The organism is Massilia sp. IC2-278 (assembly GCF_020708045.1).
Taxonomy (GTDB): Bacteria; Pseudomonadota; Gammaproteobacteria; order Burkholderiales; family Burkholderiaceae_D; genus Telluria.
This window is the reverse complement of the sequence record NZ_JAJFES010000001.1, coordinates 548,129-566,729: the sequence shown is the minus strand read 5'-3', so window position 1 is coordinate 566,729 and position 18,601 is coordinate 548,129. Positions and strand designations below refer to the sequence as shown.

Below are 18,601 nucleotides of genomic sequence, written 5' to 3'. Positions count from 1 at the left end.
GCGTGAAGCTATAGAACAATGACACGAGACAGAACAACAACAGGCAATACCTTGACCGAACCCGTGAACAAACCCGTGACCAAGCAATCCCCCGGCACTACCCGTACCGCATCCTCCGCGCCCGAGAAGGGCAGCCTCGCCGCCTTCAAGGGCCTGTTCCCCTTCCTGCGCCCCTACCGCCGCCAGTTCATCCTGGCCGGCATCGCCCTGCTGTTCGCGGCCGGCGCCACGCTCGCGATCCCGGCCGCCTTCAAGCAGATGATCGATCTCGGCTTCGGCGCGGCGGCCGGCGCGCACAGCATCAAGAACGTCGACGCCACCTTCCTCGCCCTGTTCGGCGTGGCCACCGTGCTCGGGATCGCCACCGCGGCGCGCTTCTACATGGTGTCGTGGCTGGGCGAACGGGTGACGGCCGACATCCGCAGCGCCGTCTACAGCCACGTGGTGAACCAGAGCCCGGAGTTCTTCGAGACCACGCAAACCGGCGAAGTGCTGTCGCGCCTGACCACCGACACCACCCTGATCCAGGCCGTGGTCGGCACCAGCATCTCGGTCGCCCTGCGCAATGTGCTGCTGTTCATCGGCGGCCTGGTGATGCTGTTCGTGACCGACGCCAAGCTCACCGCCATCATCTTCGGCCTCCTGATCGCGGTGATCGTGCCGATCGTGCTGTTCGGGCGCCGCGTGCGCAAGCTCTCGCGCGATTCGCAGGACCGCATTGCCGACGCTTCGGCCCTGGCCGGCGAAATCCTGAACGCCATGCCGACCGTGCAGGCCTACACCCACGAGAAGATCGAGGCGCGCCGCTTCGGCGCCTCGGTGGAAGGCGCGTTCGCGGCCGCCATGCAGCGCATCCGCGCGCGTTCGCTGCTGACCATGCTGGCCATCGTGCTGGTGTTCGGCACCATCGTCTTCGTGCTCTGGCTGGGCGCGCATGCGGTCCTGCGCGGCAGCATGACCGGCGGCGAACTCGGGCAGTTCATCCTGTACGCCTCGATCGTGGCCGGCTCGATCGGCGCGCTGTCCGAGGTGATGGGCGAAGCCCAGCGCGCCGCCGGCGCCACCGAGCGCCTGCTCGAACTGCTGGCCGCACGCTCGGACATCCGCAACCCGGCCCACCCGCAGCCGCTGCCGCGGCGCACCACCGGCGCGGATCGTGGCGCAGCGCTGGCCCTGCAGGACGTGACCTTCGCCTACCCGTCGCGCCAGGACAGCGCCGCGCTGTCGCACGTCTCGCTCGACATCCGGCCCGGCGAAACCGTGGCCGTGGTCGGCCCTTCGGGCGCCGGCAAGACCACCCTGTTCCAGCTGCTGCTGCGCTACTACGATCCGCAGGCCGGCGCGATCCGGCTCGACGGTGTCGATATCCGCGACCTCGATCTGCACACCCTGCGCGACGCGATCGGCATCGTGCCGCAGGACACGGTCATCTTCTCGGCCGATGCGATGGAAAACATCCGCTACGGCCGCCCGGACGCCAGCGACGACGAAGTGATTGCGGTAGCAAAGCTGGCCGCGGCCCACGAATTCATCGAGCGCCTGCCCCAGGGCTACCGCTCCTTCCTCGGCGAGCGCGGCGTACGCCTGTCTGGCGGCCAGCGCCAGCGCATCGCCATCGCACGCGCCCTGCTGAAGAACCCGCCATTGCTGCTGCTCGACGAAGCCACCAGCGCCCTCGACGCCGAATCCGAGCGCCTGGTGCAAGGCGCGCTGGAAGCGGCCATGGTCGGACGCACCACCATTATCATCGCGCACCGCCTGGCCACCGTGCAGCGCGCCGACCGCATCGTGGTGATGGAAGACGGGCAAGTGGTCGAGACCGGCACGCATGCCTCGCTGGTGGCCCAGGGTGGCATCTATGCCAACCTGGCTGCATTACAATTTCACCACATACATATACAAGGTTGATACAAAGCGTTGTTGCGCAGCAGCATTTGTAATAACATGAGTCAACTTTCATTGCGATGAGGAATAACCAGCGGTTATGATCGGGAGAGAAACCGGCACTTCCCTTATTTCTCTTACCATGTCTAAGCGATCATTCCATATTGCCAGCTGGAGCGTCGGCTCCAAGATCAGCGCCTTCAGCTTTGCCCTGGTCGGCGTCATCATCGGCGCCCTGGTGCTCACCATCAGCGCCACCACCTCGAGCCTGCTCGAGGAACGCGCCGACCACAATGTCTCGACCGAACTGAACGGCCTGGTGGCCACCGTCGAGCTGTTCAACAAGACGGTCTCGAACGAGGCCGTCAGCTTCGGCAAGATCTTCGCCGCCGGGTTCAAGGGCAGCTTCGCACTCGACGCCGGCGAGACAGTCGACATCGGCGGCAAGGCCGTGCCCAGCTTGAAGATCGACGGCAGGGTCCTGAACCTCGACTTCAGCGCCGCCGATCGCTTCTCCAGCGAAACAGGCGGCAACGCCACCATCTTCGCCGCCAGCGGCGACGACTTCGTGCGCATCAGCACCTCGGTGAAGAAGGAAAACGGCGAGCGCGCCGTCGGCACCGCGCTCGACCACGCTGCGCCCGCCTATGCCGCCCTGCGCGAGGGCAAGGTCTACGTCGGCCTGGCGACCCTGTTCGGCAAGCAGTTCATCACCCAGTACGAACCGGTGCGCGACGCCGGCGGCAAGGTGGTCGGCGCGCTGTACGTGGGTGTGGACATCAGCGCCCACCTGGCGGCCCTGAAGGAACGCATCCGCGCCGCCCGGGTCGGCGAAACCGGCTACTTCTACGTGCTGAACGCGGCGCCCGGCAAGGCCTATGGCGAGCTGGTCGTGCACCCGGCGCAGGAAGGCCGGAACATCCTGGCCAACAAGAGCGCCGACGGCCGCGAGTACGTCAAGGAGATCCTGCAGACCAAATCCGGGAAGATCAGCTACGACTGGCAGAATCCGGGCGACAAAGCGGCGCGCGAGAAATTCGTCGTCTACACCTGGTTCAAGGACTGGAACTGGGTGATCGCCGGCGGCACCTATGCCGACGAGATCACGGCCGAGGCCACCACCCTGCGCAACCGCTACATCAGCTTCGGCCTGGTGGCGCTGGCCGCCTTTGCCGCGGTGCTGTACGCCTTTGTGCGCCGCGCCGTGACGCGTCCGCTGGCCGAGGTGCGCGACGCCGCCGTGCGCATCGCCGAAGGCGACCTGACGGTGCAGATCGCCAGCCGCGGCCAGGACGAGATCGGCCGCCTGACCGACGCCATGAACGGCATCAGCCGCAATCTGTCCTCGGTGGTCGGCAACGTGCGCGACGGCGCCGAGCAGATCGCCAACGCCTCGCAGGAAATCTCGACCGGCAACCTCGACTTGTGCTCGCGCACCGAGGAACAGGCAGCCAGCCTGGCGACCACCGCGTCGTCGATGGGCGAGCTGACGGAAACCGTGCGCCAGAACGCCGACCACGCGCGCCAGGCCAACGCGCTGGCGGTGAACGCCTCCAGCGTCGCGCAAAAGGGCGGCAGCATGGTGGCCCAGGTGATCGACACCATGGAGTCGATCAACCAGTCCTCGCGCAAGATCGGCGACATCACCGGCGTCATCGACGGCATCGCCTTCCAGACGAATATCCTGGCGTTGAACGCGGCCGTGGAAGCGGCGCGCGCCGGCGAACAGGGACGCGGCTTCGCGGTCGTGGCCAACGAAGTGCGCAACCTGGCCCAGCGCAGCGCCGCCGCGGCCAGGGAAATCAAGGCCCTGATCGCCGCCTCGAACAGCGACGTGGAAGCCGGCAGCCGGCTGGTGAGCGAAGCCGGCGCCACCATGAACGAGGTGCTGGCCAGCGTCGGCCGCGTGACCGACATCATGGCCGACATCAGCGCCGCCAGCGCGGAACAGAGCGGCGGCATCGAGCAGGTGAACCTGGCGATCGGCGAAATGGACGAAGCGACCCAGCGCAACGCGGCGCTGGTTGAGGAAGCCAGCGCCGCGGCGCAGGCGATGCAGGACCAGGCGGCGCAACTGGCGCGCGCGGTGCGTGCGTTCCGGCTGGATGCGGCGGCGGCCAACGCGGCGCTGCCGGCGCCGGCAGGACGTCCTGCGCTGACGCTGGGTTGAATCTGCGGGGTTGCTTTTCGTAGGGTGGGCACCTGTGCCCACGCTGTGTAGCACCGCTGCGTCATCGGTCAGTTCCGGCAGTCGCCATGGTTCGTGTTCCGTGGTCTCGCAGGGTGAGACCGCGTGGACACAGGTGTCCACTCTACGTCCTACTCGGCTAGTGATGCCGGTGGGGACAAGTCCCCATCCACGGTATACACTGGCGCTCCTTCTGAACGGAGCCCATCTTGACCGACGCCGACCTGATCCGCCGCTGCCACACCATCTTCCCCGGCCACCGCGCTCGCCGCCCCGCCGAGCTGTACGCCGACATGGCCGCCTGGTGCGAAGCCAACGACATCGAGCACGACGTCTACGGCAGCGGCGACCTGATCGAGTCCTTCGAGAAGAAAATCGCCGCCCTGCTCGGCTTTCCAGCCGCCGTGTTCTGCATCAGCGGCACCATGGCCCAGGTCACCGCCCTGCGCCTGGCCAGCACCGACCGCAATCGGGCTCCGGTCGCCCTGCACCCGACCTCGCACATCTTCGTGCACGAGCGCTCCAACTACCAGCTACTCGATCACTTCGACGCCCTGCAAATCGGCGACCGCCACCGCCCCTTCACCGCGGCCGACCTGGGCGCCATCCCCGACCGCCTCGGCGCCGTGGGCGTGGAGCTGCCGATGCGCGAGATCGGCGGCCAGGCGCCGTCCTGGGATGAACTCGACGCCATCAAGGCCCACTGCAAGGCGCGCGGCGCCCACCTGCACATGGACGGCGCGCGCCTGTGGGAAACGGCAGCCGGCTATGGCAAATCGGTCGCCGAGATCGCAGCCGGCTTCGATTCGGTGTACGTGTCGCTGTACAAGGGCATCGGTGGTCTGGGCGGCGCCATGCTGGCCGGCAGCGACGACTTTGTCGCGCGCGCCGCGGAATGGTTCCGGCGCCAGGGCGGCAATGTCATCCACCGCTCGCCGTACATCGTGGCCGCCGCCATGCAGTTCGACGCACGCCTGGCCGCAATGCCCGCTTATTTCAAACGCACCGAGTTCCTGTTCGAGGCCCTGCGCGCGCACCCGGAGATCCGCGTGAATCCGGCCCGCCCCGCGGCCAACATGCTTCACCTGCACCTGCCGGTGAGCCGCGAACGCGCGCTGGCGATCCGCGAACGCCTGGCCGAGCGCCACGGCGTGTGGCTGTTCAACCGCATCAGCCATGGCGTGCTGCCGGATACCAGTTACTTCGAACTGTACGTCGGCCACAATCTGCTGGACGCGGCGGACGAGAAGGTGGTCGAGGCGCTGGCCTTGCTGGCAGCCGAACTGCGCACGCCTGCATAAGTTACAATGCCGGGTTTTCCCACGAAGGACTGCGATGCGCCAATACCTCGACCTCATGCGCCATGTGAAAGAGCATGGCGCCCATAAAACGGACCGCACCGGCACCGGCACCCTGTCCGTGTTCGGGCACCAGATGCGCTTCGACCTGCAGGAAGGCTTCCCGCTGGTGACGACCAAGAAGGTGCACCTGAAGTCCATCATCCATGAACTGATCTGGTTCCTGCAGGGCTCGACTAACATCGCCTTCCTGAAGGAAAACGGCGTCTCGATCTGGGACGAATGGGCTGACGCCAACGGAGACCTCGGCCCGATCTACGGCTACCAGTGGCGCAACTGGCCGGCGCCGAACGGCGGGCACATCGACCAGATCGCCCAGGTGCTGGAACAGATCAAGACCACGCCGGACTCGCGCCGCATGATCGTATCAAGCTGGAACGTGGCCGACATCCCGCAGATGAAGCTGCCGCCCTGCCACGCCTTCTTCCAGTTCTACGTGGCCGACGGCAAGCTGTCGTGCCAGCTATACCAGCGCAGCGCCGACATCTTCCTCGGCGTGCCCTTCAACATCGCCTCGTACGCGCTGCTGACCCACATGATGGCCCAGCAGGCCGGCCTGGAGATGGGCGATTTCATCTGGACCGGCGGCGACTGCCACCTGTATTCGAACCACCTGGAACAGGCGGACTTACAGCTCTCGCGCGAGCCCTTCCCGTTGCCGAAGCTGGTCATCAAGCGCAAGCCCGACTCGCTGTTCGACTACCGCTTCGAGGACTTCGAGGTCGTCGATTACCAGTCGCACCCGGGGATCAAGGCGCCGGTCGCGGTCTGACGTTCGCTGGCCCGTGATGGTCATCGGCCAGGTTCGTTCCTTGTCGCTGCGTGCAGACCGCCGCGTGTTGCCGGTTCGCGTCGAGCGCGCCGTGGCGCTGGCAGGTCAGGGCTTTGAGGGCGATGTCCACGCCGACCCGATCTCGCCGCGCCAGCTTCTGCTGGCCAGTTCCTCGGTGTACGAATCACTCGGTCTTCCCGCGCACACGCTGCGCGAGAACTTGCTGGTCGATGTTGATACGGCCAGTCTCGCTTCCGGCACCATTCTCCAGATCGGCGCAGAGGCGCGCATTCGCCTGATGTTCGCGTGTGAAGCCTGCGGCCAGCTGGACCTGCAGCGCCCTGGCCTGGCGCGGGCGCTCGGCAACCGACGCGGCATGCTGGCGCGCGTCGTCGACGGCGGCACCGTCGTTGCAGGCGATACCATCGTGCAGCTGGACGAGCGCATGCCGCCGTGGCTCGACGACTGGCGCGCACGGGTGACGGCGGTACTGGATGCCGCGCCTGCGGGCAGCGTCGTCGAATATGCCCAGCTGGCTCGCCTGGCCGGCATCCAGTCCAGCTATTGCCGCGCTTTTCCACGTTTTTTGGCCAAGATAGGGCCGCACTATGCGAACCGGGCGGTCGCAGCCGGAAGTGGCAGCAAGGCACCGCGCTGGAACGGTTCGGAGCTGTTCGGCCAGCCTTGAGCGCCAATATCTTGACAGACACCGCAAGTCACGACACCATCTGCCGACTTCATTGCATTGCAACAAGGAATCACACCATGCACGCCCTTCCATCTTCTTCCGCAATGCCACAGGCGGTATCCCAATGACCCGCCTCACCATGGTCGTCGCCATCGACGCCGGGCGCGGCATTGGCGTCAACAACCAGCTGCCCTGGCACCTGCCCGAAGACCTGGCCCACTTCAAGCGCGTCACGCTCGGCCGCCCGATCATCATGGGCCGCAAGACCTTCGACTCGATCGGCCGCCCGCTCCCGGGCCGGCAGAACATCGTCGTCACCCGCAACGCCGACTGGCGGCATGAGGGCGTCGATGCAGTGACGTCGCTGGCCGAGGCGATCGCACTGGTGCAGGGCGACGAAGCCAGCATCATCGGCGGCGCCCAGATCTTCACCGCGGCGCTCGATGTGGCCGACCGCATGATCGTCACCGAGATCGCCCACACCTTCGCCTGTGACACCTTCTTCCCGGCCATCGACCCGGCCGTGTGGGAAGAGACCGCGCGCGAAACCCATCACTCGGACAAGAACGGCTACGACTACGCCTTCGTCACCTACGAACGCAAGGCGGCGGCATGAGCCTGCCCGCAGCAAAGGCCCCGGCATCGCGCGGCGGCGACGGCTTTGCCGGCAAGGTGGCGGTGCTGATCGCGATCCTGGCCACCATCGGCACGCTGTTCGGCTTCATCGGCAACAGCAGCTACAACGAAGCGGCGCTGCTGAAGAACAGCGCCGCCATCGACAAGACCAGCGCGGCCAACGCCTGGAACCATTACCAGGCCAAGTCGAACAAGCAGAACCTGGCCGAGCTGGCCACCAACCTGCCCGGCGTCGACCACGTGCATTACCGCGCCGAGGTGCTGCGCTACCAGCAGGAGAAGGACGATATCCGGGTCGAGGCCGAGCGCTGGGACGCGTCGTCGGCCAAGTTCAGCGAACAGTCGGAGGAGGCGCTGCACCGCCACCGCCAGTGGTCGCTGGCTTCGGTGGCCCAGCAGATCGCGATCTCGCTGGCCGCCGTGGCACTGCTGGCGCGCCGCACCTGGCTGCTCGGCGCCACCGTCACCGTGGCCGTCTTCGGCCTGGTGATCGGCGCCTTCGCCTGGCTGCACGTGGAGCCGACGCCGCTGGTGGCCGCGCCCTTCGTTGCGGCACTCGGCGCCATCCTCTGCGTCGAGCTGCTGAAGGGCCTGGGACGGCGCGCACGCGGCTGAACTGCGGCTGATTTGCGGCTGAACTGCGCTGCTGGCCGCTAGAGTGCGCCGCCCCACGGCGCATGTGGTTACCCTAACAAAAAAAGTTCACCGGACAGCGGGTTTTCTGCGAAAATCCGCTTCTTATTTTTCGGTGCCGTGTGAGCGGGCCGCGTCAACCCGACGTGGCTGCCCCCACGGCGCTTCGCATTGGAGCTGTCAATGAAATTTCGCTTCCCCATCGTCATCATCGACGAGGATTTCCGTTCCGAGAACACGTCCGGTCTCGGCATTCGCGCGCTCGCCGCGGCGATGGAAAAAGAAGGCATGGAGGTGCTGGGCCTGACCAGCTACGGCGACCTGTCGCAGTTCGCCCAGCAGCAGTCGCGCGCCTCGGCCTTCGTGCTGTCGATCGACGACGAGGAATTCGGCGGCGGCTCGTTTGAGGAAACCGACTTCGCCCTGACACGCCTGCGCGCCTTCGTGCAGGAGATCCGTCACAAGAACTCGAACATCCCGATCTACATCTACGGCGAGACCCGCACCTCGCGCCACATCCCGAACGACATCCTGAAGGAGCTGCACGGCTTCATCCACATGTTCGAGGACACGCCGGAATTCGTGGCGCGCCACATCATCCGCGAAGCCAAGGCCTATCTGGATTCGCTGGCGCCGCCGTTCTTCCGCGCGCTGGTGAACTACGCCTACGACGGTTCCTACTCGTGGCACTGCCCTGGGCACTCGGGCGGCGTCGCCTTTTTGAAGAGCCCGGTCGGCCAGATGTTCCACCAGTTCTTCGGCGAGAACATGCTCCGCGCCGACGTCTGCAACGCCGTGGAAGAACTCGGCCAGCTGCTGGACCACACCGGCCCGGTCGCGAAGTCCGAGCGCAACGCCGCGCGCATCTACAGCGCCGACCACTGCTACTTTGTCACCAACGGCACCTCGACCTCGAACAAGATGGTCTGGCACTCGACCGTCGCGCCGGGCGACATCGTCGTGGTCGACCGTAACTGCCACAAGTCGATCCTGCACTCGATCATCATGTGCGGCGCGATCCCCGTGTTCCTGATGCCGACCCGGAACAACCTTGGCATCATCGGCCCGATCCCGCTGGAAGAGTTCACGCCCGAATCGATCGCCCGCAAGATCGAGGCGAACCCGTTCGCACGCGAAGCCAAGGACAAGAAGCCGCGCATCCTGACCATCACCCAGTCGACCTACGACGGCGTGGTGTACAACGTGGAAGTGCTGCGTGAAATGCTGGATGGCCGCATCGACACCCTGCACTTCGACGAAGCCTGGCTGCCGCACGCGACCTTCCACGACTTCTACAAGAACATGCACGCGATCGGCCGCGACCGTCCGCGCGCCAAGCAGTCGATGATCTTCTCGACCCAGTCGACGCACAAGCTGCTCGCAGGCCTGTCGCAGGCCTCGCAGGTGCTGGTGCGCGAATCGGAATCGGTCAAGCTCGACCAGGACGCCTTCAACGAAGCCTTCCTGATGCACACCTCGACTTCGCCGCAGTACTCGATCATCGCCTCCTGCGACGTCGCCGCCGCCATGATGGAAGCACCGGGCGGCACCGCGCTGGTGGAAGAATCGATCCTGGAAGCGCTGGACTTCCGCCGCGCCATGAAGAAGGTCGACGCCGAATACGGCGACGACTGGTGGTTCAAGGTCTGGGGCCCGGACGTGAAGGGCGAAGAAGGCATCGGCACCCAGCAGGACTGGATGATCCACGCCGACGACGACTGGCACGGCTTCGGCAACCTGGCCGAAGGCTTCAACATGCTCGACCCGATCAAGTCGACGGTCGTCACGCCTGGCCTGTCGCTGGACGGCCAGTTCGGCGAGACCGGCATCCCGGCCTCGATCGTCACCAAGTACCTGGCCGAGCACGGCGTCATCATCGAGAAGTGCGGCCTGTACTCGTTCTTCATCATGTTCACGATCGGGATCACCAAGGGCCGCTGGAATACCCTGGTGACGGCGCTGCAGCAGTTCAAGGACGACTACGACCGCAACAAGCCGATGTGGCAGGTGATGCCGCAGTTCGCCTCGGCGAACCCGCGCTACGAAGACCGCGGTTTGCGCGACCTGTGCACGCAGATCCACACCTTCTACAAGCAATACGACGTGGCGCGCCTGACCACCGAGATGTATTTGTCGGACATGGTGCCGGCAATGAAGCCGTCGGATGCATTCGCCAAGATGGCGCGCCGCGACATCGAGCGTGTGGCGATCGAGGAGTTGGAAGGCCGCACGACTGCCATCCTGCTGACGCCTTATCCGCCGGGCATTCCGCTCCTGATTCCGGGCGAGCGCTTCAACAAGACCATCGTCGATTACCTGCGCTTCGCACGCGACTTCAACGAACGCTTCCCGGGCTTCGAGACCGACGTGCACGGCCTGGTCAAGCGCGAGATCGATGGCAAGCTGGGGTACTTCGTGGATTGCGTCAAACAGGACTGAGACAGGACTGACTGAAGTAACAGCCTGATGTGAGAAGAGGAGCCGCTGGCTCCTCTTTTTTTGTCGCTGAAATCGCGACGGCATGCACCGCGATGTTTTTGTAGGGTGGGCACCTGTGCCCACGCGGTATAGGACTGCCGCGTACAGCGCCATCTGAAAACATCTCAGATGCTTACACGGTGACTCCGTCACGTGCGCCTCTGCGCAAAAGGTGAAACCGCGTGGGCACAAGTGCCCACCCTACCCGGGCAAGCACCAGCGTCGCGATATGATACGGGTTCAGGTTCCTGCCTTCAAAAACCCTATCAGGTCTTCGGCAAGGTCACGCCATGCTGCCCCTGGTACTTGCCGCCACGGTCTTTATAAGACGTTTCGCAGACTTCATCCGACTCGAAGAACAGCACCTGCGCACAACCTTCGCCCGCGTAGATCTTGGCCGGCAGCGGCGTCGTGTTCGAGAACTCCAGCGTCACATAACCTTCCCACTCCGGCTCGAACGGCGTCACGTTGACGATGATGCCGCAGCGCGCATACGTCGATTTACCCAGGCAAACGGTCAGCACATTGCGCGGGATGCGGAAGTATTCCATGGTGCGCGCCAGCGCGAACGAGTTCGGCGGGATGATGCAGACATCGCTCTTGATGTCGACAAACGACTTCTCGTCGAAGTTCTTCGGATCGACGATCGTGCTGTTGATGTTGGTGAAGACCTTGAACTCGTCGGCGCAGCGGATATCGTAGCCGTACGACGATGTGCCGTAGGAAATGATGCGGCGGCCGTCGGCCTCGCGGACCTGGCCCGGCTCGAAAGGTTCGATCATGCCGGTTTCCTGCGCCATGCGGCGGATCCATTTATCGCTTTTAATTGCCATGCTGAGTTCTTTCGGGAAGTGCGGAAAATCCCGCGATTTTACGCGAAAAGACCGCGCTGGTCCTGCTTCTCGTTGCCAGCTTGACTAGCACGTTGGGCCAGCAGGCGCCCGATCATCTCATGGGTGAGTTGCGCTGCGCGAGCTGGCTGCTCCAGCGGATACAGATGGCTGCCCTCGGTCATGACGAAGTTCGCCCCGACCAGCTTGCGCGTCGATTCCAGTCCAGCCTGACGCAGTTCCTCGGAGCGGTCGGCGCCGATAAAACCGACCGGTACCGGGAAGTCGTGACGGATGACCTCGCCCATGTGGTGCGGCAGCGAGTTGTAGATCTGGGTTTCGACGGCGCGATCAAAACGCAACTGTACGCCCTCGGGATGCGGCTTCAGGCCGACGTCCAGGTAATCGTCGAGCACGCCCGGCGCCCAGGCGGCAAAAATATCCTTCGAGATGAAATGCTTGTAGGCGGCGTCGCGGTCCGGCCAGACATTCCGGCGGCGTTCGGAAAAGCGCGCCGGCGAAAACTTCGTGCCCTTGCCCAGCAGCTTCACGATACGCCAGAGGAAGGCGCGCCACCCGGCCACCACCGGCGAATCGAGCATCACCACGCATTGCGCCAGCTCGGGCCGGCGCGCGGCAGCCATCGTGCTCAGCATGCCGCCCAGCGAATGGCCGACCAGGATCACCGGGCGGCCATACCCTTCCAGTTCGGCGATCAGCTCGTCCACCAGCCCGCTCCAGCCATCGCCCACCGGGTAGCGCGGGTCGTGTCCGACCATGTCGGTGCTGTGCACATCGTAATGCGCGCTCAAGCCTTCAAGCAGTTGACGATAGGTACCGGACGGGAAGCTATTGCCGTGGCAAAAATGCAGCAAGGGTTTGGTCATGGAGCACGGGACGCAGGAAACGGATGAGGTTTCGATTGTAATGTGACAAGGTCCCGTGCGTTCCCGGTTTAGAGGGAAACCCCTACAGTCAGTTCCGCCACATAGCCGTTGACGATGTCGCCGCTCATCGAGGCCATCTGCAGCCCGGTGCCGTCGCTGAACACGTTGTCGGTGGCATAGCTGATACGCGCCAGATTCTGCACGCTGCTAGCGTAGGCGGTGGCCGTGTACACCTCGTTCAGCGTGGCCAGCGGGAAGGTGAACTGCGAGGTCTTGATGCGGTTCGACGCGACCGTCGACTTCGCCAGCGTCGGATAAACCTCGAAGTGTACGTGCGGCATCCGCCCGTCGTAGCAGCCCGGGAAGATGGTGAGGAACGTCACGTAGCCGTCGGCGTCGGCGGCCTGCACCCCGCGCAGGTAGTTCTCGCCGCTGATGCTGCCTGAATACATCGAGTAATTGCCGTTGCGGTCGCAGTGCCAGAGATAGACGGTGGCGTCGGCGACCGTGGCGCAGCTGCTGGCCGCGTTGACGATCTTCAGGCGGATCGTCAGCGGCACGCCCTGGGCCACGCCGGTCGCGCCGGCGATGCTGGAGCGGATGTCGCTGCGCACGATGCCCGACAGGACCAGAGCATTGGCGACCTTGCCGTTGCTGCTGTTGGTGCCGTCGGCCGGATACGGGCCGCCGGTTTCCTCGGGAATCACCGCGCAGCTCGTGCTGCCGGTCGTGGTGCCGCTGCCTGTGCCCGTGCTGCCGGTACCGGTGCTGCCGCTGCCGGTGCTGCCGCTCGATAGCAGGCTGCCGGTGGCGCTTGTACCGCTTTCGCCGCCACCGCCGCAGCTGGCCAGCGGCACCGAGGCAGCGCCGGCCAGCAGCCAGCGCAGGGTCTGGCGCCGGTTAGTGGCCGCACCCAGCAGCCGGTCGATGTCGGCGGCAAGGCCGCCGTGATGATCGTGTTCGCTCATGTTCGTCTCCTCAGTCACGTGGTGCGCGCTGGCGTTCCATTGCTTCCTTCTGCTGCTGCGTGAGCAGCGCCATCACCTGGGCGGCGGTACGCACGCGCAGCAGTTCCTGGGCGGCGATGGCCTGGCCGAGGGCCTTGGCCTGCGCCGCTGCCTTGGCGTCGTCGACGCGGCCCGATTCGCGCATCGCGTCCAGGGCTTCGAGCGCCTTGCGCTCCGCCTTTTCCTGTTCGCGCAGTTGCGGCGCCTGGGCATGCATGATCGCGAACAGGCGGTCTTCCTGGCCTTCGCTCAGGTCGATCCCGTGCAGGAAAGGCAGGCCGGGACCACCCATGCGCGGACCCGGGCCGCGTGGACCGGGGCCGGGGCCGCGGTCGAAGTCCGGGCCGGGGTCGAAGTCGGCGGCTGCCGGCGCGCCGGGCGGCGGCGCGTCCGCTGCGGGTGCGGCCAGCGCGGCCGAGGCGAAGGCGGTGGCGGCGAATGCGGCGGCGGCGGTGCGGAGAATGCTCATGTGGTGCTCCATTGCGTGTCGAATGGCGCCCATTCTGGTGCGCGGCCTTGTAAAGCGCTGTAAAGCCGGCGTAAAACGGCGTAAGGAACACCCCGGTCCATATGCGGACCGCCGGGGTGTAAAGCTGGGTAAAAGCACGCCTGCCGCACGCGCAGGGTAACGGCCGCTTTGCTATCATCCGGAGGATGAACCATGTACTGTTGATCGACGACGACGCCGAGCTGGTCGGCATGTTTACCGAATACCTCGAGCAGGAGGGCTTCGCGGTCGCCTGCGCCCACGACGGCGAGACCGGCGCGCGCGAAGCCCTGAGCGGGCGCTATGCGATCGCCATCCTCGACGTCATGATGCCGGCACTAAACGGTATCGACACCCTGCGCCGCATCCGCGCGCAAAGCCGCATCCCGGTGCTGATGCTGACCGGCCGCGGCGACGACGCCGACCGCATCCTCGGCCTGGAACTCGGCGCCGACGATTACGTGACCAAGCCCTGCACCCCGCGCGAACTGACGGCCCGCGTGCGCGCCATCCTGCGCCGTACCCAGGACACCCAGCCGGGCAGCGGCGCCGGCGTCGTGCTCGCGGTCGGCAAGCTGCTCATGATGCCCGCGCAGCGCCGCGCCACCTGGGACGGCAAGCCGCTGGAACTGACCAGCACCGAATTCAACCTGCTGGAAGTGCTGGCGCGCCATGCGGGGAAACCGGTGAGCAAGAACGAACTGTCCGAGCAGGGCCTGGGCCGGCCGCTGGCGCGCTTCGACCGGAATATCGACGTCCACCTGAGCAGCCTGCGCCACAAGCTCGGCACGCTCGACGACGGCCGCTCGCCGCTGCAGACGGTCTACCGTCTGGGCTACCAGCTGATCCGCGACTGAAATCGGCCGACGCATGGGACGCCGCACTGGCCGTTTGTTCTGGAAGTTCTTCCTGTCGATCCTGCTGGCCCAGGTCGCGGCGGCCGTCGGCATCGGCAGCGTGTTCTGGCTGCGCGAGCAGGCACGCCTGTCGAATACCATCACCCTGATCGAAACCGGGCCGCCGGCCGGCTTCATGCTCGACTCGGCCGCCATCGCCCTGAAATACGGCGGCGTTCCGGCGCTGCGCGAAATCGTCTCGCAGAAGGGCCGGCATTCCGTGTATGCCGTGTTCAGCAACGGCCGCGAACTGCTGGGGCGCGAAGTCACGCCGAGCATGCGCGAACAGGCGCGCCGCGAACTGGCCGCCGACCGTCCTTACCGGCCGGTGCGCCAGCTGAAGGCGCCCGACGGCCAGCAGTTGCTGCTGTTCGTGCCGCGCATGTATCGCAATGCCGCCGGCGATACGCTCACCGCGGCGCAAGTTGCCGGCCCCGGCGCCGAAGGGCCGCCGGCTGGCATGGACACGACCGGCCCAGGCGAGCGCGCAGGCGGCATGCCTGGCCCGAATGGCCCGGGTGGACCCGACGACCGTTCCGGCTTCGGCCGCGGCGACGGTCCGCGCGGTCCTTTCGGCCCGTTCTCGCCGATGAGCAGGCCGATTCCGATGCTGGCCGCGATCATCGTCAGCCTGTTCTTCGCCGCCCTCCTCGCCTGGTACTTCTCGCGTCCGATCCGCGCGCTGCGCAGCGCCTTCGAGGCTGCATCGGCCGGCGACTTGTCGCCGCGCTTCACCGACGGCGACCGGCTCGGCGGCGACGAACTGAATGACCTCGGACGCGACTTCGACCGCATGAGCGGCCAGCTGCGCGCCCTGATGGATGGCCAGCGCCGCCTGCTGCACGATGTCTCGCACGAACTGCGCTCGCCGCTGGCGCGCTTGCAGGCCGCCATCGGCCTGGCGCACCAGCAGCCCGACAAGATCGCCACCTCGCTCGAACGCATCGAACGCGAGAGCGTGCGCATGGACAAACTGGTCGGCGAGCTGCTGACGCTGTCGCGCCTGGAGGCCAATCCCGACCTGCCGAAGAACGAACCCGTTGATATGCAGGAGCTGGTCGACGGCATCGCCCTCGATGCACGCTTCGAGGCCGGCGACGATGGCCCCGCCATCGAGGTCGAGATCGAAGGCGAACCGCAGGCCACCGTGCGCGGCGCGCCCGACCTGCTGTGGCGCGCGGTCGAGAACGTGGTGCGCAATGCCGTCAAGCATGGCGGCGCGGGCGGCCGGGTCGACATCCGCCTGGTCGCGCGCGGGCCACTGGTCCACGTGGAGGTGCTGGACCGCGGACCGGGCATCCGTGACGCCGACCTGCCGACCGTGTTCGAACCCTTCTTCCGCTCGAACCCGGGCAAGAACAACGTCGATGGCCACGGCCTCGGACTGGCGATCGCGCAGCGCGTCGTGCATGCCCACGGCGGCAGCATCGTCGCGCGCAACCGCGACGGCGGCGGGCTGCAGGTGGCGATCGCGCTGCCGCTGGCCGCTTAGAGCGTCAGCGCCCGTGCCAGTAGCGGGCCTGCTCGCGCCGGTAGGCGCTGACCGCGATATCCTCGGCGCCCTCGCCGAAGTCGAACACCAGCGCGCCGGATCGATCGGTACGCAAGCGGCGGATGCCCAACTCGCCGTAGCGCTCGTAGACCTGTTTCTTCGGGTGCTTGTAGCGGTTACGATGACCTACCTGGAACACGCCGATCGACGGCTGCACCGCCGCCAGGAAGGCCGGCGTCGACGAGGTGCCGCTGCCGTGGTGCGGCGCCAGCAGCACGTCGGCGCGCAGGCGGTCGGGCGCCGATGCCAGCAGCTGCGCCTCCTGCGCCGCCTCGATGTCGGCGGCCAGCAGGATGGCGCGCCCGTGCGCCGAAATGCGCAGCGTGCAGCTGCGCGCGTTCGCCTTCAGGCCCGGATCGGCATAGCTGGCCTCGTCCGGCTGCAGCATCTCGAAGGCGACGCCGTCCCATTCCCAGCGCTGGCCGGCCACGCAGCGCCGGTGCCCTGACTGCGCCTTGCGCACCGCCGGATGGCCTGGGGCGAGCGAACTCGCCATCCAGTCCACCCGCAGCGCTTCGAGCAGCGTCAGCGCGCCGCTCGCGTGGTCGACATCACTGTGGCTGACGATCATGCCATCGAGCCGGTGGATGCCGCGCGCCCGCAGGTACGGCAGCAGCACGCGGGTGGCGCCGTTCTGGGTGGCGGCGTATTGCGGACCGGTGTCGTACAGCAGGCGGTGCCGTTCGGTCTCGACCAGCAGCGCCATGCCCTGGCCGACGTCGAAGGCGGTAACGCGGAACTGGCCGGGTGGCGGGTGCGTTGGCAGCAGCGCGAACAGCGGCAGCCAGGAGACGGCGCCGACCCACCTGTGCGGCCAGCCGCGCGGCGCCAGCATCCAGGCGGTGCCCCCCAGCGCCAGCAGGAACAGCCAGGGCGGCGGACTGGGCGCGCTCCATACGGCATGCGGCAGCGCCGCCAGCCAGCCCAGCACGGCGGCCAGGGCCTCGATGGCAAGGTGGGCCAGGAGCAGCACCGGCGCCGACAAGGGCGCCGGCAGCAGGCTGCCCGCCAGCGCCAGCGGCGTCACCACGAAGCTCACCACCGGAATCGCGACCGCATTCGCCAGCGGCCCGATCAACGACACCTGCGCGAACAGCAGCAGCGTGACCGGCACCAGGCCGAGCGTCACCGCGTACTGGGTGCGCGCGGCCAGGCGCAGCGCGCCGCGCCAGCCCTGCTCCTGGCGCGCGATCCGCCCGACGCCGGCGAACAGGATCACGCCCACCGCGCCGAACGAGAGCCAGAAGCCCGGCCACAGCAGGCACCACGGGTCGAGCACCACCACCAGTCCCAGCGCCAGGCAGAGCACGTGCGAGACGCTGGCCAGTCGCCCGCACCACAGGGCCAGGGCCACCACCGACAGCATGTACAGGGTGCGCTGGGCCGGCACGCCGAAGCCGGCCAGCAGCACGTACAGCAGCGCGGCCGTGGCGCCGGCCAGGGCCGCCACCTTTTGCGTGGGCAGCAGCAACGGCAGCTGCGCGCGCGTGAAGAACGAGCGGCGCCACAGGCTGGCGGCGGCCCACGCGGCCAGCCCTGCGATCATCGTGATGTGCAAACCCGAGATGGCGACCAGGTGACTGACGCCGGTGCGGTTGAAGATGTCCCAGTCGGCCTGCTCGATGCCGCGCTGGTCGCCGATCACCAGCGCCACGATCACCGGCGCATACGGCTTGCCGCCCAGGGCTTCCATGATGCGTGCGCGCAGGGCGTCGCGGCTGCGCTCGACCAGGTTCGATGGCGTGGGGACAAAGGCGTCGAGGCGGCGGTTGTCGCCATTCGGCCGCACGTAGCCGGTGGCGCGCACGCCCTGCCCCAGCAGCCAGGCTTCGTAGTCGAAGCCGTAAGGATTGGCGTTGCCGTGCGGGCGCTGCAGGCGTACCGTCAGGCGCCAGCGCGCTCCGGGGCGGATGGTGCTGGCCCCTGATGGAGCGCCATACCACGACAAGGCCAGCTTCGGCGGGACTTGTGCGGCAGCGGTCAGTGCGGTCTCGACGTCGAGGTGGAAGCGCACGCCCTCGCCGAAGTCGTGCGGCAGGTTGGCGATGGTGCCGATGAGCTGGATGTCGCGGCCTTCGTCGGCCTTGGGCAGCTCGTGCGACAAGGCCGCGTGTGCGAGGAAAGCGGCCCAGCAGAAGCCGAGCAGGCCGCCGGCGCAGGCGGCACGCAGTGGTCCGCGCAGGGCCAGCAGCAACACGAACGCGGCGAGCGCACAGGCTAGCAGGTGCCAGGGGTCGGGCAGCGCGGGGCGTGTTTGCAGGAAGGCTGCGCCTGCGACGAAGCCGAGGATGGCGCAGCGCATCGG

General features: G+C 66.8%; 15 protein-coding genes. 10 read left to right on the top strand and 5 right to left on the bottom strand.

Going from position 1 to position 18,601, the window contains the following annotated elements:
* Nucleotides 1-18 precede the first annotated feature (18 nt).
* The 8 genes from LK540_RS02510 to LK540_RS02475 all read left to right on the top strand — a co-directional run bounded on the left by LK540_RS02510 (nt 19) and on the right by LK540_RS02475 (nt 10,598).
* Nucleotides 19-1,908 carry an ABC transporter transmembrane domain-containing protein gene (locus LK540_RS02510; RefSeq protein ID WP_229435451.1) on the top strand — a complete coding sequence of 630 codons (1,890 nt, stop codon included), beginning with the start codon at nt 19-21 and terminating at the stop codon, nt 1,906-1,908.
* Nucleotides 1,909-2,026: 118 nt separating this feature from the next.
* Complete coding sequence (locus LK540_RS02505) at nt 2,027-4,054, top strand: Cache 3/Cache 2 fusion domain-containing protein (protein ID WP_229435450.1); 2,028 nt, start codon at nt 2,027-2,029, stop codon at nt 4,052-4,054.
* A gap of 227 nt (nt 4,055-4,281) precedes the next feature.
* Nucleotides 4,282-5,373, top strand: coding sequence for a low specificity L-threonine aldolase (locus tag LK540_RS02500; RefSeq protein WP_229435449.1), 1,092 nt, complete (start codon nt 4,282-4,284; stop codon nt 5,371-5,373).
* 34 nt (nt 5,374-5,407) lie between these two features.
* Complete coding sequence (gene thyA, locus LK540_RS02495; RefSeq protein ID WP_229435448.1) at nt 5,408-6,202, top strand: thymidylate synthase; 795 nt, start codon at nt 5,408-5,410, stop codon at nt 6,200-6,202.
* 16 nt (nt 6,203-6,218) lie between these two features.
* Nucleotides 6,219-6,890, top strand: a complete 672-nt coding sequence (locus LK540_RS02490) for an MOSC domain-containing protein (RefSeq protein ID WP_229435447.1) — start codon at nt 6,219-6,221, stop codon at nt 6,888-6,890.
* Nucleotides 6,891-7,014: 124 nt separating this feature from the next.
* The gene (locus LK540_RS02485) at nt 7,015-7,506 is read left to right on the top strand and encodes a dihydrofolate reductase (RefSeq protein ID WP_229435446.1); all 492 of its coding nucleotides are present in this window, start codon (nt 7,015-7,017) and stop codon (nt 7,504-7,506) included.
* Entirely contained in the window at nt 7,503-8,141 is a 639-nt protein-coding gene (locus LK540_RS02480) for a DUF4337 domain-containing protein (protein ID WP_229435445.1), read from the top strand. The genes LK540_RS02485 and LK540_RS02480 overlap by 4 nt, the downstream gene beginning before the upstream one ends.
* A gap of 201 nt (nt 8,142-8,342) precedes the next feature.
* Nucleotides 8,343-10,598 (top strand): arginine/lysine/ornithine decarboxylase, encoded by a 2,256-nt coding sequence (locus tag LK540_RS02475; protein ID WP_229435444.1) that lies wholly within the window; start codon nt 8,343-8,345, stop codon nt 10,596-10,598.
* Nucleotides 10,599-10,903: 305 nt separating this feature from the next.
* Here the strand turns inward: LK540_RS02475 and dcd are convergent, their stop codons facing one another.
* The 4 genes from dcd to LK540_RS02455 form a co-directional block, all read right to left on the bottom strand.
* Nucleotides 10,904-11,470 carry a dCTP deaminase gene (gene dcd, locus LK540_RS02470; RefSeq protein ID WP_229435443.1) on the bottom strand — a complete coding sequence of 189 codons (567 nt, stop codon included), beginning with the start codon at nt 11,468-11,470 and terminating at the stop codon, nt 10,904-10,906.
* A 38-nt stretch (nt 11,471-11,508) separates the two neighbouring features.
* Nucleotides 11,509-12,354 (bottom strand): alpha/beta fold hydrolase, encoded by an 846-nt coding sequence (locus LK540_RS02465; protein WP_229435442.1) that lies wholly within the window; start codon nt 12,352-12,354, stop codon nt 11,509-11,511.
* 68 nt (nt 12,355-12,422) lie between these two features.
* Nucleotides 12,423-13,322: an intradiol ring-cleavage dioxygenase gene (locus LK540_RS02460; RefSeq protein ID WP_229435441.1), complete on the bottom strand. Its 900-nt coding sequence runs from the start codon at nt 13,320-13,322 to the stop codon at nt 12,423-12,425.
* Between the two features lie 10 nt (nt 13,323-13,332).
* Entirely contained in the window at nt 13,333-13,830 is a 498-nt protein-coding gene (locus LK540_RS02455; RefSeq protein ID WP_229435440.1) for a periplasmic heavy metal sensor, read from the bottom strand.
* A 185-nt stretch (nt 13,831-14,015) separates the two neighbouring features.
* On the opposite strand from LK540_RS02455, the gene LK540_RS02450 reads away from it, so the two are divergent.
* Together LK540_RS02450 and LK540_RS02445 are read left to right on the top strand one after the other, a co-directional pair.
* Entirely contained in the window at nt 14,016-14,705 is a 690-nt protein-coding gene (locus LK540_RS02450) for a response regulator transcription factor (RefSeq protein ID WP_229435439.1), read from the top strand.
* Between the two features lie 13 nt (nt 14,706-14,718).
* The gene (locus tag LK540_RS02445; RefSeq protein WP_229435438.1) at nt 14,719-16,236 is read left to right on the top strand and encodes a cell wall metabolism sensor histidine kinase WalK; all 1,518 of its coding nucleotides are present in this window, start codon (nt 14,719-14,721) and stop codon (nt 16,234-16,236) included.
* Nucleotides 16,237-16,240: 4 nt separating this feature from the next.
* On the opposite strand, the gene LK540_RS02440 is transcribed toward LK540_RS02445, so the two are convergent.
* Nucleotides 16,241-18,598 carry a DNA internalization-related competence protein ComEC/Rec2 gene (locus tag LK540_RS02440; protein WP_229435437.1) on the bottom strand — a complete coding sequence of 786 codons (2,358 nt, stop codon included), beginning with the start codon at nt 18,596-18,598 and terminating at the stop codon, nt 16,241-16,243.
* Nucleotides 18,599-18,601: the final 3 nt, after the last annotated feature.